Source organism: Achromobacter sp. 1011811831 (assembly GCF_059760905.1).
This window is the reverse complement of sequence record NZ_JCBANG010000028.1, coordinates 1-13,630: the sequence shown is the minus strand read 5'-3', so window position 1 is coordinate 13,630 and position 13,630 is coordinate 1. Positions and strand designations below refer to the sequence as shown.

10 protein-coding genes are annotated in these 13,630 nt (G+C 69.5%); 4 read left to right on the top strand and 6 right to left on the bottom strand.

Annotation, left to right across the window (positions count from 1 at the left end; genetic code table 11):
• Window positions 1-130 precede the first annotated feature (130 nt).
• Window positions 131-1,534 carry a hypothetical protein gene (locus tag AC6LJ9_RS13085; protein ID WP_498147886.1) on the top strand — a complete coding sequence of 468 codons (1,404 nt, stop codon included), beginning with the start codon at window positions 131-133 and terminating at the stop codon, window positions 1,532-1,534.
• Window positions 1,535-1,596: 62 nt separating this feature from the next.
• On the opposite strand, the gene AC6LJ9_RS13080 is transcribed toward AC6LJ9_RS13085, so the two are convergent.
• The 5 genes from AC6LJ9_RS13080 to AC6LJ9_RS13060 form a co-directional block, all read right to left on the bottom strand.
• Window positions 1,597-2,985: a hypothetical protein gene (locus AC6LJ9_RS13080; protein WP_498147885.1), complete on the bottom strand. Its 1,389-nt coding sequence runs from the start codon at window positions 2,983-2,985 to the stop codon at window positions 1,597-1,599.
• Between the two features lie 74 nt (window positions 2,986-3,059).
• Entirely contained in the window at window positions 3,060-4,349 is a 1,290-nt protein-coding gene (locus tag AC6LJ9_RS13075) for a leucine-rich repeat domain-containing protein (RefSeq protein WP_498147884.1), read from the bottom strand.
• Between the two features lie 93 nt (window positions 4,350-4,442).
• Window positions 4,443-5,609 carry a hypothetical protein gene (locus AC6LJ9_RS13070; RefSeq protein WP_498147883.1) on the bottom strand — a complete coding sequence of 389 codons (1,167 nt, stop codon included), beginning with the start codon at window positions 5,607-5,609 and terminating at the stop codon, window positions 4,443-4,445.
• Window positions 5,610-5,635: 26 nt separating this feature from the next.
• Window positions 5,636-6,094 (bottom strand): CesT family type III secretion system chaperone, encoded by a 459-nt coding sequence (locus AC6LJ9_RS13065; protein ID WP_498147882.1) that lies wholly within the window; start codon window positions 6,092-6,094, stop codon window positions 5,636-5,638.
• Window positions 6,091-8,574 carry an MFS transporter gene (locus AC6LJ9_RS13060; RefSeq protein ID WP_498147881.1) on the bottom strand — a complete coding sequence of 828 codons (2,484 nt, stop codon included), beginning with the start codon at window positions 8,572-8,574 and terminating at the stop codon, window positions 6,091-6,093. The genes AC6LJ9_RS13065 and AC6LJ9_RS13060 overlap by 4 nt, the downstream gene beginning before the upstream one ends.
• Before the next feature lie 203 nt (window positions 8,575-8,777).
• On the opposite strand from AC6LJ9_RS13060, the gene AC6LJ9_RS13055 reads away from it, so the two are divergent.
• On the top strand, window positions 8,778-9,941 hold the full coding sequence (locus AC6LJ9_RS13055) for an ABC transporter substrate-binding protein (RefSeq protein WP_498147880.1): 1,164 nt from the start codon (window positions 8,778-8,780) through the stop codon (window positions 9,939-9,941).
• 43 nt (window positions 9,942-9,984) lie between these two features.
• Here the strand turns inward: AC6LJ9_RS13055 and AC6LJ9_RS13050 are convergent, their stop codons facing one another.
• Entirely contained in the window at window positions 9,985-11,472 is a 1,488-nt protein-coding gene (locus tag AC6LJ9_RS13050; protein ID WP_498147915.1) for a glutamate-cysteine ligase family protein, read from the bottom strand.
• Window positions 11,473-11,721: 249 nt separating this feature from the next.
• Here AC6LJ9_RS13050 and AC6LJ9_RS13045 point away from each other — a divergent pair, with 249 nt between their 5' ends.
• Window positions 11,722-12,165, top strand: a complete 444-nt coding sequence (locus AC6LJ9_RS13045) for a type III secretion system chaperone (RefSeq protein ID WP_498147879.1) — start codon at window positions 11,722-11,724, stop codon at window positions 12,163-12,165.
• A gap of 240 nt (window positions 12,166-12,405) precedes the next feature.
• The gene (locus AC6LJ9_RS13040; protein ID WP_498147878.1) at window positions 12,406-13,596 is read left to right on the top strand and encodes a hypothetical protein; all 1,191 of its coding nucleotides are present in this window, start codon (window positions 12,406-12,408) and stop codon (window positions 13,594-13,596) included.
• Window positions 13,597-13,630 lie beyond the last annotated feature (34 nt).

Genomic DNA, 13,630 nt, shown 5'->3' with positions numbered 1-13,630 from the left:
CACTCAATCCCTGCGCGGGACGCCGGTAGCTGGACCGCCGGCAGGGCGCGCGCCTTCCTGATCCACGGCGCCTGCCCGTCCGCGCATCGCGTCGGCCGACGCGGATCCACGCACGCACAGGGAGACCCGGATGACGATCAACCGCGACAGCATCAAACCGCATGGAGGCCCGCTGGCCGCCGGCAAGCCCGTCCTGCCGACCGCGCGGCCGGCCCAGGAACGGATCTCGGGCCTGGTCGCGGTCGTGCCGCCATCGCACGCCGGCCGGTCATATGCCAGCCGCTTCCATTCCGGCCTGGCCGGACTGTGGGCCGCCATCAAGGCATGCTTTTCCCCGGACGCCAGGACGCAGGCAGGCGAGACGGCCCGGCGCCCGGCAGCGGCGGCCACCGTGACCCGGGAGGCGCCGGCGGCGCAGGCGCCGATCGATCCCGTGGCAAGCCAGCGCGAGGCGATGGAGCAGCTGTATGCCGCCCTGGAGCAGCCGGCCGCCGACGGCGACAACCTGGACGCCGTGGTCCAGGGACTGCGCCGGGCTGTCGGAGGGCCGCAGGCGGAACGCCTGGCGTTCGCGCAGACGCTGGATGCCGCGATAGACAAGGCGATGGACCGGTACCGTGACTTTCACATGCCGGATTCCGATTCCTTCATCGAGTCCAGGCTGTGCCATCTGAAACGGCATCCTGACGTGGCCGAAAAGGTGTTGAGCGCGCTGCCGCCTGCGTTACGCGCCAAGGCCCAGACGCTGCTGTCGACCATCACCTGGAACATGGGCCATGGCCATGCCGAGGCGTTCTCCTTCCTGCTGCTGGCCCGCAAGGTCCAGGCAAGCATGGCTTGCGTCACGGCGGATGATGCGCGTTCCACGGGCGACAACCCCTATCTCGACCAGGCCCTGCGCTCCCCCTCGGGCTTGGCCTATGATGCGCCGGACCTGGGCTTGCCCGGCCTGACGCTGGGTACGCCTGATGTGCGTCTTGTGGACCTGGTGGAAAACCTGTCCTGGCGCTATCAATCCGGGCGCTACCCGGCCAGCCATGGGCCGGAGGTGACGCGCGCGGCGATGACCGGCTTCAAGGCCCTGACCCCACAGGAGCTGGACAAGCTGGAACTGGTCACACGGCTGCGCTGCGGCCAGCAGAAGTTTGCCGTGGCGACCGGGGATCACGTTCTTACCGGCGAGCAGGGGCAGCCGCTACGTGACTTCATGCGCGATGCGCTGCGGGCCTGCTACGAGGCGCGCATCGGCCAGGAACTGGCCTCATGCGCGCGCGACCTGCGGTTGCAGGGCTTTCCGCAGAGCTACGCCGGCAACATGCAGGCGGCTCGGTCGATGATGGTGGCCGTCGCTGGCAAGGTGCTGGGCAGCGCCGGCCATTACGCGCACACGCTGGGCGCGCCGCTGCCGCCCGATGCCGCCACAGCTGCCCGCCAGTTGCTCAATGCCGGCCTGGCGCAGCAATCGGCAGAGGACGCCGAACTGATCATGGGCCTGCTGGAAGGCGCTAGCGGGATGCCGCGAGCGACGGACTGATCCCGCTCGTTCCCGCGTTCTCGCGCAAGGAACGGGCGCTTCCCTGGATTCCCGTCGCCGGCTCAGATGGCGATGGGTTCCAGCCAGCTCCGCTCCACGACGCGAAAGCCGATCAACACCGGCCGTTCGCCGGACGGCACTTCCCGCACCGGGCGGACGGCGCTATCGTCGTGGCGCTCCCAGCCGGCGGCCGTCTTGCGGTACATCCAGTAGTGGCCGACGTTCGCCTCATCGTCGAGAGGGTCCGCATCCGCCACGCCATCGTGCATCACCACGGCGACGGGCTCCAGCGTGACCAGGTATTCCTGCTCCACCTCCAGATCCATGATGCGCAGGCTGACCGTGCCTTCATAGCGGATGCGCGTGGCGGCCAGGTCGGCCGCGCCCACGGGAAATCCGATGCGCAGGTTCAATCCCTGCAACTCGTTGATGTTGCGCGCCGCCAGGCCGTGCGCGCAGTACGGACCGGATTCCCCTGAGTGCGCCGGCATGTCGCTCAGGGACTTGTTCAGGATCGATTGCAGATCAAGGCCGCCGTCATGGCGTTCCAGCCTGACATTGACCAGGCTGGTTGGCAGGCCGTAAGGCTCGGTCGGCAGGCCGGCGCCGGGAATCCTGCAGAGCCGCAGCCGGTGCGAGGGCTGGTTGTCCAGGTCCATTGCCGCGATCAGCCCTTCCGCGAAGTCCGCCGCGTCGTGTTGCCGATAGGGCGACGCGTTGCGGAACAGCGCGAATTCGGGAGCGTCCTGCAATACGGAAAACAGCTGGCGCAGATCCGGCTCCAGCGCATCGGCTCGGGTCGTCAGCGCGCCCATGAAGTCCGCGATGGCCCGATGCGACGCGGTTGCGCTGGCCGGCAGCCGTGGCGAGTCGGGGGGACGCTGTACCGCCCGCGGGCCGTACGCGCTCAGCACGAACTTCAGCGCGGCGTTGGCGTAGCAGGTGTTGCCCAGGTTCGGCAGGCCGGGCAGCGGGGGCGAGGGCGGCTCCGTGCCGGTCTGCGCGGCAGGGGGCTTCATGGGCCGTGGCCTGGAGGCATGCGGGAGGATGGATGGCGTGGCGCGGGAGCCGGAGGGCGCCTGGTCCCGAGCGCCGCCAGGAGGCTGGCTTTGCCGGTTCCGTTCGAGATCGTTCCTGGCTCGCGAGATCACCCTGGGCGTCAGCGCGCCATCCAGGCTTATCCTCACGCGCCGCAGCATGCCCGATGTGGCCTGGGCGCCGTATTCGCAGGACAGGGCATGCAGGAACAAGCCGGTCGCGCGGGCGTTTTCCATTCGATAGCGCCTGGGCGCTGGAAAATTCTTCAATAGCGGCACGCAGCTGAGCAGCCTGACGAACAGCCCGGGCTGGCGGGCGCCGGCGATGGCCGGGTCGCCCTTGGCGTTGTCTATCAGGACAAGGCGGGCGTGTTGCGATGGCACGGAGAGAAAGGCGTTGAGGGCGATGCCCATGATGGCCTCTTGAGGTTGGGTTGGCGGCGGGCACTGGAAGTCGTTGGCATGACCGTCCGAGGCCATGCCCGGCATCACGAGCGGGGGCTTTTCCACCAGCCTGGCTGCTCGTCCTCCTGCATCGTGCTCAAGAGGTCTCCCTTCGTGCGAGTCAGGCGGCCACGCCCCACGCAGAGCCAGTCCATGTTCTTCCAGCGGTTATTGCTGTCCGCGGGAAGGTGCGTGATGCCGGTGCGATTGATGTTCGCCTCGGTCAGCGCAAGCCGATACAAAGCCGGGATGCTCGCGTTGGACAGCTGGGGGTTGCCGCTGAGGTCAAGCTTGCTCAGTTTCGTGTATGGGGGGACTTTTGATACGGAAAGCTGAGGGCTTCCGTTCGCGCCGATCTCCTGGTCCGGCAGATACAGGACTTCCAGCGCGGGCAGGCTGAGCAGGGCATGGACGCCCTTGGCGGTCACATGGCCTTTGCGCAGGATGATTTGTTCCAGGCTGGCGGACACCGCCAGAACGCCGATGTCCGCGTCGTCGATGCCGGTGTTGGACGCAGTGAGCATCTTCAAGCCTGGCAGCCGTCCCGCCGAGGTCAGCAGTTGCCGCAGCCCGGGCATCGGTCCTTCCAGATAAAGATCCTCCAACGACTCGGGCAGCGGAAAGGCGCCGCCGCCTGGAACGAAGTCGCGGATATGCTCCAGGGTCAGGCTCTTGATGTGCAGGTTGTGCGTCTCGCTCAGCGCCTGCATCGCTTCCTGCGTGATGCGGACGCCGTCGAAAAAGACGTGCTGCGTGCCGGGCGGGAACAACTTGACGTGATCGGCCGTCACCATCGTGACGCGGTTTGCGCTCAGCTTCACCGTGTTCTGGCCTATGCGCCATTTGGATGAGCTCTCCGCGAACCGGCGCAGCTCGTCCTTGTCGGGTCGCTGAATCGGCTCGCCGACGACCGGTTTCTGAGCGGGGGGCTGCTTGTGCGGGGCGGCGGGCGGCGCGGACGGGTTCCAGCCGCTGGCCATGCTGTTTCCGCTTGCCGTCGTCTGCAGCGCCGGTTTCGAGGATCCCGTGGCGACGCGTTCCAGCTGTTGCCAGAATGTCCTGGCGGATCCCTGGGCGCCGCCTTGCGGCGCGTCCAATGGTGCCTGGGGAGGCGCAGGCTTGCCGGCCGGCTTGGGCTCCGACACCGTCGGCTTGGGTGGCGCACCGCTTGACTTGGGCGACACGCCAGTCGAGGGTTGCGGCGGCTTGTGCGGCACCCGGTCCTTGCCGGGCGGGGCCGTCTTGAAGCCCGCGTTGCCGGCGGGCGGGGCGGGCTTGCGGTCTTGCGGTGGCGTGGCGCCGGGATCAATCTTGGGGAGTCTTCCTATCGTCATCGTGCATGTTCCTTGAGTCGCCTGCGTTGTGCAATGGCGCCCGGGCATCGCGCCGTTCCGTCCTCGTCCCTGCCCGTTGATCGGGTGGGGCCGCTACTGGATATTGGCGAGTTCTTCCATTTCGATTTCGTTCTCGGGACCCACTGGCGGGTCGCCGTCGCGGCCTCCGATCCGGTCGTCGGCAAGGGCTTCCTGCGGTGGTTGCTGATCGTTCTGCCGCGGATTTCCCTGCGACGCCACCTGTCCCGCGTTCTGCTGGGGGGGCGGCTCCACGGCCAGGTTCTGCGGCGGCGCTCCATCTCCGGCGGGGACTCGGATCAGCTGTCTCGCGGGGTCGGCGAACAGCGCATTGACGGCGCAGCCCGCCAGGGCGAAGGTCACCAGCTTCATTTCGGTCGATGCGTTCGTCGCATCGATGATTCCAGGGGCGATGCTGGACGCGGCCCAGGCGACGGCCAGGCCCAGGGCAACCTTCATGCCCAGCTGTGCGCAGGGTTCGGGCACGACGTGGCGGTTGTCATGGGCATAGCCACGGTCGTGGGTGAGGTTCTGATAACGGTCCGTGCCGCGCGCCCAGTCATAGGCATTGCCGAGCAGGCTGCCCGCGGCGCCCAGGCCCGTGTGCGAGCCGATGGCGGCCGCATAGCTCGCCGTCAGCGCGGGAATGGACAGCAGCGACATCCTGGGCAGGCTGTCGCAAAGGCAGCGGACGATCTGCATGACGTCCGCCGTGATCTGCTGCCGGTTGCCTGCCGGCTGCCATTGCGTGGCCTCGCGACTGTGCAGATTGGCGATGAAGGACTGCACGACTTTCGATGACACCGCGCCCGCCACGTTCGACAGATACGGCGCCAGCCGCTGGGCCAGCTGCTCCGCCGAAGCGGCCGAGAGCTTGAGGAATGGCATCGCGGCAAGCGCGGAGCCGGCGCCAAACAGCAGCGCCCCGCCGGCCGCGCCCGCGGCCTTCCATTTTCCGGTGGTTTCCGCGCCGGCATACTTTTCCACGATCCGGTAGCCCGCCATGCCGCCGATGATGAGGGCCGCGGCCCCGCCGATGGCCGCCGTGGAGTACACCGCGTGGCTCAGCGCGTCGCGCTGGGCCTGCGGTGAGCCGACGTAGTCCTTGACCGCCTTGCTCACGGCGCCGAAGACCGCGCCAGAACAGGCCGCGCCTATGACCTCCTTGGCGCGCACTGCATATCTGTGAGGGTCTCGTGCCTGTTGCTTTACCCAGTTGATTCCACCAGTAATGCTGACCATGATGTACCTCCCATGACGGTTGCGGATCAGGAGTGCATGCGCGGATCCATCAGCGGATCGGGCCTGGAGGCCGCCAGTCGCGTCAGCACGGTTTCTCCACGGCGCCACATCAGCGCCAGCTCGGCCAGGATGCAAAGGTGGGACGCGAGCCGTTCCGGCGTTGCGTCGGCCAGGCGTTGATAGGCCAGCAGCAGGACGTTGCCGGACTCCGGATTGACCGCGAAGCTGCTGCCGATCGATCCGCTGTAGAGCTGCAGATTGGTGTGCAGCAGGCCCAGGTATTCCCCGGCAGGATCGTCCTGCGGCAGCGGGCCGAAGTCGCAATAGATGAGGATGTCGTCGCGGCCGAGGCTGTCGTCATGGATCAGGGTGAAGGCGACTTCGCCGATGTGCAGATTGCCGTGCTCGAGGATGTCGGCGGTGTTCGCCGCCTGCACGTGCTCGCAGAAAGCGCTCAGCAGTTCGGTATATGCCTGTTGACTCATGAGTGGCTCCTGTGAAGTTGAGGGGAGGGCTGCTCGCCGCGCCGCCTGGCGCCGCAGCGGGCGCCGCAGTGGAACAGCACCGTGAGCACGAGATAGATCGCGCCCAAGAGCGCCAGCGCGCCATGCAGCCCCAGGGTGCTGGTCGCCGCGCCCACGATCAGCGGGCCGGCCATTTGGCCCAGCTTGTCCGACGCGCGCATCAGTCCCAGTGCGCCGGCGGTGCCGTAGCCCTGCACTTGCGGCAGGGCCAGCATGTAGGGCGCCTGGGACGCGCCCAGGCAGCAGCTGGCCAGGGCCAGCGTCAGCACGGCGACCGTCGCGGCGATCAGGCCGCTGTTGAAGTACAGGCCCAGCATGCCGGCGCTGCCGATCAGGCCGCCCAGGACGATCCAGCGCTTCTTGGCGCGGGTACGGTCCACCAGCTGGCCCATGAGCGGGCCCAGGTAGATCACGCCCAGTCCATACACCATCAGCACCCGGCCGATGCTCGACGCGGCCACGCCCTCCGCTTCCAGGTACAGCGGCAGCGCGTAGGAAAGCAGGCCGACCTGGGACATCGCGAACGGCGTCACGCTGGCGATCAGCAGCAGGGCGAAATCCCGGCTGCCCAGCAGGCTCGCGGTCCTGCGCAGGTGTTCGCGCGCGGTCGTGGCGATCATGCTGGCCCCCAGCGTCGGGGAGGGATGGGCGCCGCCGTTGTACGGGCGCAGGAGCAGCAGTACGCCGGCCAGGGGCGGGAGCAGCGCGACCGCTCCCGCGACGAACACGGCATGCGGACCCAGCTGCTCCATCAGCATCGCGCCGACGGCGGCGCCGGAGAGATGCCCCGCGAACAGCCCGGCGATCAACCCCGTCATGTTGCGCCCTCGGCAGTCCGCCGGGCTGCGCGACACCACCAGGCCCTGCAAGCCCATCCAGGTCAAGCCGTATCCCAGGCCGACCAGGCCGCGAGCCAGGATGAACTGCGGCAAGGTCGCGGCGGCCAGGCAGGCGAACATGCCCGCGCAGCTCAGCGCCAAGCCGATCAACACCGGCACGCGCCAGCTTTTCAGGTCGCTCAGGCGGCCCGCGCACAGCGCGGCGACCAGGCCGCAGGCCATCTCGGCGGAGATGGGCAGCGCGATCATGAGGTTGGGAGGCAGCGACAGGCCATCGGCCGGCAGCGAGCGCGCGAACAGCGGCAGGAATCCCAGCGGCAGCGCCCAGGCAAACAGGAAGCCGAACATGACGGGCCGGGTCGCGCGGCCCACGTCACGGCCGTCCTGCGTGATGGCGCCGGCCGTGGGGCCGCGTCCGGCCAGCAGCGACAGGAGCAGCAGCATTTCGATGGCGGCGACCATGGCCACGGCGATCACCGTGGCCGCGTCCAGGGCGCGCGCCAGCACGCTGGAGGCAATCACCGCCTGGGATAGCTGGATGATCAGGCTGCCGCGCGACTGGGGCGGCGCGCTGGTCGCGCCCAGCGGCAGCGTGATGGTCAGTTCGCCGGGCTGGCCGGAGGCGCTGGCGTCCGGCGCGCCGCCGCGCGCCAGCGCCTGGCCGTCCGCATCGGCCAGCTCGACGCTGGCGATGGTGGGGAAGGTCGCGATCAGCCGGTCGAACGGCGCCTCGACGCCGCGCAGCCTGCCGGTCTCCACGCCGTAGGCCAGCACGCGGTTCAGGTCGCGCTGCAGGCCTTCGGCCAGGTCCTGGGCATTGCCTCGGGTCACGTCCAGCCAGGCGCCGCGAAAGGTATGGATGGTGTATCCGGCATATACGCCCTGGGCGATCATCAGGGCCAGCAAGGGCGCGGCGAAACGGCCGCGCCGTCCGCGCACCGGGCCCGGCGGCGCGAAGATGCGGCGGGAGGCCACGGCCAGGCCCAGGCCGGCGACAAGCGTCACCAGCACCAGCATGCGCAGATTGTCCTTGACCAGCGCGCGCGATGCTTCGGTATTGCGCTGCGTGGACAGGATCACGGCGCCTTGCGTGACGCCGGCCGCGTCGCGCAGCGGCGTCGCCAGCGTCACGCTGCCGGGCAGGCGCAGCGTCAGCGCGCCGCCGGCGCGCCGCGTCATGCCCTTGGGCAGCACGTCGGTGGCGGGCACGCCCAGGGCGCGCAGCAGTTGCGGCACGCCAGGAACGGCGCGCTTCTCGGCGGCCAGCTCGCGGCCACCCAATAGATGGACGGCCGCGCCGCCCAGGTGCGCGGTCGCCTGGACGCTGTCGTGCAGATGACGGGCCAGCCCGAAGTACTGGCCCAGCGGCTTGCCCAGGCGCATCCCATTCTCGACGCGTCCGCCGATCTGGCGCGCGGCCACCTCCAGGCGGTCGGCGGTCATGTCGGTGATCTGCCGGTTCAGGGCCGACAGGCTGAGCACGCCGATCAGCGCCTGCGCCAGCAGCAGCATGGCCAGGCAGCCCAGCGTCATCGGCAGCGCGGGGCGGGCGCGAGTCTTGCGCCACAGGCGGCGCAGCAGGTGTCGCGCGCGCCTCAGCATGGCCGGGCCGCGCGCGCAGTCGGGGAAGGGGAGAGTAAATGCGTGGCGTGGGGCATGGCGTCGTCGTCCGTCTCGTCGGTTCGCTAATGTGAAATTGAGTGACGGCTTGGCGAATCCGGGTTCCGTCCGCGTGGCGGCGCGCCAGGGAACCGAGGCGGATCGGGGGTGACTCAGAGGGCCTTGCCCTCATTCCCGGACCGAACATGATCCTGCGCTTCCTGCTTGCCGCGCTGCTCTGCCTGCCTCATCCCGCCTGGCCCCAGAATGGGCCGCGCGACCTGGCGGGGCCGCCCCAGACCGCTTTCTTCCCGACCGCGCCGGTGGCCAAGGCGAACGGCGCGAAGTGGCGCATCGGCTACTACGAAAGCGGCGACTACGACGACTACCCGCGCGTACTGCGGGCGATCGCCGCCGGGCTGCAGGAGCTGGGCTGGATCAGCCTGCCGGCGATTCCGCAGAACCTGGGCGGCCGCGAACTCTGGCAGTTCCTGGCGCGCAACGCGCGCAGCCAGACCATCGAGTTCGTCGGCGACGCCTATTGGAAGCCGGCCAATTTCGACGAGGCCTCGCGTCCGGCCGTCAGGCAGCAGGTGGGCGTGCGTCTGGTCCAGGGTCAGGACATCGATCTGGTCATCGCCATGGGCACCTGGGCCGGGCAGGACATGACCGCGCTGGGCGCGCCGGTGCCCACCATCGTCGCGTCCACCAGCGATGCGGTCGGCGCGCGCATCGTCGCCAGCGCGCAGGACAGCGGGCTGGAGAACATGCACGCGCGCGTCCAGCCGGAGCGCTACCAGCGGCAGCTGCGGCTGTTCCACGAGATCGTGGGCTTTCGCAAGCTGGGCCTGGTCTACGAGGACAGTCCCTCGGGGCGCAGCTATGCGGCGGTCGACGCGGTGCGGCAGATCGCGATGGAGAAGGGTTTTTCCGTGCGCGCCTGCGACGCGCGCGCCAGCGGCGTCAGCGCGCGCGAGGCCACCGCCAATGTCCTGCATTGCTACCAGGAACTGGAGGGGCGCGTGGACGCCATGTATGTCACCGTGAGCCGGGGATTGACCCCGGCCGCCGCCGCGCAGCTGGGGCAGATCCTGCGCGCCGCGAAGATCCCGAGCTTCTCGATGCTGGGCTCCGAGGAAGTGCGCGCCGGCCTGCTGATGAGCCTGGCGCAGGCGGACTACTCCTACGTGGGGCGCTTTCATGCGGAGACCATGGCCCGCATCTTCAACGGCGCCAGGCCGCGCCAATTGACCCAGGTATGGGTGGACCCCGCCAAGATCGCGCTGAATCTGGAAACGGCCCGTCTCATCGGCTTCGAGCCCACGGTGGACATGCTGCTGGCGGCGGACGAGGTCTACGAGACGCGCTGAGCGCCGGCCGCTCTTGCTGTCCGGTCGATCCCGCGATCCGTGCTCAGGACGGGATATCCAGGGCGCGCCAGCGGGCCAGCAGGCCGAGGCGGGCGGCGCTGTCGCCGCCGCAGCGCCACAGGCGCAGCATGCGGTCGGCGCCGGTGCTGCGCGTGGCCACGCAGTGGCGCGCATAGGCCAGCCAGGGCCGGTCCCCGGGTTCCAGTCCGTCGTGGGCGACCTGGACCACGTCCCGCGCCAGGGCATGAACGGCATCGTCGGCCAGCGCATCGCGGATGGCGATCTGGCGCAACGCGCGCAATCGGTGCCAGCCCCAGTCGCGCATCAGCGCTTCGGCCTGGGCCAGGTTGCGCAGCAAGCCCAGCTGCAGCGCCGAGGGCGCCAGCGGCGCGCTGCGCGCGATATCGGCGCCGGCTTCATCGGCCAGCTGGCGGTCCGGAAACACCGCGCCGGGCGCGCGGCCTTCGATGTAGCCCTGCGCGCCCAGGCGCTCGAACAGGATTTCCAGGCCGCCCGGCCGATCCCACATCTCGCGCAGCTCGCGCAGGTCCAGCGGCGCGTCGAGCCGGTAGCGCCAGCGCGCGTCCAGGAAATGGGCGAACTGCGAATAGATGAAATGCGCGGCCTCGGGAACCAGCGACGATTCCCGGCCGGTCGAGCCGTCGCGGGCGGACCAGCGCGGCGCCGCGAGAAAGCGGGCCAGGCAAGGCGCGCCGCGCAGATAAAGCGGCGCGGCGCGCTTGTAGTCCTGCGAGGGCGCGGCCGGCAGCGCGCGGCTGGCCGTGGCGGGGCCGAACATCCAGCGGAAGTGGTCCCCCAGGTCCTCGAACGGCTGGGGCGGCAGCTGCTGCAGGTAATGATCGCCGGCGTAGCGCGCGTGGCGGAACATGCGATCCCACATGGTCAGGCGGTTTTCCTTCAGGCCGGTTTCGCGGCCGGCCTGCAGCGGGCTGTTGGCGAACAGCGCGATGGCCGCCGGCGCCAGGCCCAGGGTCACGTTCAGGGCGCGGCAGGCCAGCGCGGCCGGCACGGAGGTGCAGGGGCTGTTCTGCGCCTTGGCGTCGATGCCCACGCGGTGCAGCCAGCCGCGATGATCCACCAGCTCGTCGTAGATGGGGCGGGGCGCGCGCACCCGGCGATACCACTCGGCATCCAGCGTGCAGGCGGGATGCTCCGACGCGTTGAGCAGCACCGCGTCCTCGGCGGCCAGCGCGGCCTGGGCGTCGGCCAGTTCGCGCCATACCTGGCGGGCCAGCCGGTCCAGGCCGCCGGCACGGCCCGCGACCGGCGCGAAGGAGGTCTCCAGCAGGTTGAAGCCGTTGTCCACGCCGCTGACGCCGTGCTCGCCGAGCACCGCGATGTCGCGCCCGCCCTGTGCCGCGAGGCGCGCCGTTGCGTCCCGGCCGCGCTTCAGCCCGGCCAGCGTGTCGAAGTACCGGGCGACGGGATGGCTCAGGCCGGAGTCGCGGCGCGCGACGACCATTTCCATTTCCAGGCCGAGCGTGGCGCCGGGCGACGGCGCGGGGGGCACGCTCGTATCGGCGGGCGGCGTCGCGGCCCTGGGCGGGCAGGGGAAGGCGTGGATCATCGGCTGGCCTGTTCGGAGTCTCAGCGCCTTGTGTCGCGCCACGCGGGCCAAAGTTCCCGATGCCATCGCGCGGGGCGAAGGAACCGGCGCGCCGCCGGGGTTACACAGCGGGCGGTATTTCCTCAACGGCTCGCGCCGCCCTGGCGCGCGGACCTTGCCGACGAGCCCTTTCCCTTCTTACGGAGCTGCTCCATGGATGTGCATACCCTTGTTTCCCAGCTCGGCGATCGTACCGGAACGCCGCTGGCCCTGGACGAAGACGGAACCCTGACGCTCATGTTCGAGAACGACGTGGAAGTCACGATGGAGTACGACGATGAACTGAACGTGCTTCAGCTCTATGCGGTGATCGGCGAGGATCCGCTGGACGACGATATCCGCCTGACGCTGTACGGCACCCTGCTGGAAGCCAACATGGCCGCGGGGGGCATCTCCGGCGGCACCCTGGCGCTGGACGACGAGAGCGGCGAACTGCTGCTGACGCGCGAGATCGATCTGTCCGTGGCGGACCTGGACCATCTGGCCAACGCCACGGAAGCCATGGCCGAAACCGCCGCGCAATGGCGCGACATCCTGGATACGCCGCTGCAGGACGAGGGCGAGGAAACGTACAGCGAATCCGACGCCCTGGCCTGAGCGGAAACAGGGAGGGCGGAGAAGGCGGGCCGTCCGCCGCTTCGGAAATACGCGTCGCGCACGACGCTTCAGCGGGAACCGTCCGCGCCCGCGCGGCCACTCAGGGAATGCGTATACGACAGCTGCGCACCGGAAGACCGCCACGGCCGCCTTGGTCCGATGCGCGGCGCCGGGCTGGGCCTGCCCCTGTCGGAAAACACGGTTCAGACGCGCGACTGAACCGACTACAGAGACGAGAAAATGACGATCATATCGACCCTTAACGCCGCCAAGCAGGTGGCGCGCAATGACAAGCAGGACTACGCCGCGACGTCGATGGGCACGCTGGGGAACCTGAAGTTCCTGCTGACCGGAGGCACCATGGCGCGACGCCCCGAGGGACTGTTCGGGCGGCTCGGCACGGGCCTGAAGGCGTTCAAGATGGCGGTGTTCAGTTCGTCCTCCCAGCGCGCCGAGATTCGCAAGCAGGGGCAGGAACTGCGCGCGATGAAGCGTTGCGGCCATCTCTACGGCAAGCTCACCGCGGACCTGACCGAGCCCAGGAATGTCGCCAGCGTGGCAAGGACGCTGGCCCGCATGGGCGCGTCGGTGCCGCAGGGACAGGGCGCGAAGCAGACCTGGGGGCAGATGCTGGAGAAGACGCTGGGCCTGGTCACCGATCAGGACCGGCAGGATATCCTGGATGGGGTGCTGGCGATGAGGAACGCCGACGCGGAGCCGGGCGGCGTCGCGCTGCCCCATGCCAGCATGATGATCCTGGATCATATCGCGCGCACGCTGATGAACGCGGGCGGCGCCAGGGGCGCCGGTCAGGCCGACGCCGCCACCGCCACCGCCACCGAGACCAACACCGTCGCCGATGGCAAGGCGCAAGAGGTGCCCGTCGTCAAGCTCACCCAGACGGATTCCGGCTCGCCCGTGGCGCCGTCGAAGCTGTCCCCGCTGAATCTGTCCGAATCCGCCGTGACGCCGCCGCCGATTCCGCCGCGTCCGCCCGGCTTTGTCTCCAAGGCGCACGCGAAACCGGCGGGCCCTTCGCCGAAGATTCCCCCGCGTCCGGCCGGCCATGCGTCGAAAAGTCCGACCGCGCCCGCCGCCGATTCGAAGATGTCGCCGCCGATTCCACCGCGTCCGCCTGGTTTTGTTGCCACGCCGCGCATGAAGCCGGCGGGCCCCTCGCCGGCGATCCCCCCGCGTCCGGCCGGTCATGCGTCCGCGTCGACCGTCAAATCCGCCGAGGCCAAGCCGTCTGGCGCGGAAACCGTGCTGCCGAAACCGGTTCCCAGCCGGAAGTCACGGGTCGCGGACATCGTGAAGCAGATCGCCGAGGCGGCCCTGAAGGAACAGGAAAAGGCGGCCGCCTCCGGAGTCAAGACGCCCGGCGTGGCTCCCCGCGCCAGCGTCAGCGCGACGTCGGTTCGCGTGAAGTAGCGGATAGCCCCGCCAGGGCGAGCCCTGGCGGGGC

Bases quoted from the DNA above. Each gene is read 5' to 3' on its own strand.
- AC6LJ9_RS13060 (WP_498147881.1), bottom strand. From the start codon at position 8,574: ATGCTGAGGCGCGCGCGACACCTGCTGCGCCGCCTGTGGCGCAAGACT.
- AC6LJ9_RS13065 (WP_498147882.1), bottom strand. From the start codon at position 6,094: ATGAGTCAACAGGCATATACCGAACTGCTGAGCGCTTTCTGCGAGCAC.
- AC6LJ9_RS13085 (WP_498147886.1), top strand. From the start codon at position 131: ATGACGATCAACCGCGACAGCATCAAACCGCATGGAGGCCCGCTGGCC.
- AC6LJ9_RS13080 (WP_498147885.1), bottom strand. From the start codon at position 2,985: ATGGGCATCGCCCTCAACGCCTTTCTCTCCGTGCCATCGCAACACGCC.
- AC6LJ9_RS13040 (WP_498147878.1), top strand. From the start codon at position 12,406: ATGACGATCATATCGACCCTTAACGCCGCCAAGCAGGTGGCGCGCAAT.
- AC6LJ9_RS13070 (WP_498147883.1), bottom strand. From the start codon at position 5,609: ATGGTCAGCATTACTGGTGGAATCAACTGGGTAAAGCAACAGGCACGA.
- AC6LJ9_RS13075 (WP_498147884.1), bottom strand. From the start codon at position 4,349: ATGACGATAGGAAGACTCCCCAAGATTGATCCCGGCGCCACGCCACCG.
- AC6LJ9_RS13045 (WP_498147879.1), top strand. From the start codon at position 11,722: ATGGATGTGCATACCCTTGTTTCCCAGCTCGGCGATCGTACCGGAACG.
- AC6LJ9_RS13055 (WP_498147880.1), top strand. From the start codon at position 8,778: ATGATCCTGCGCTTCCTGCTTGCCGCGCTGCTCTGCCTGCCTCATCCC.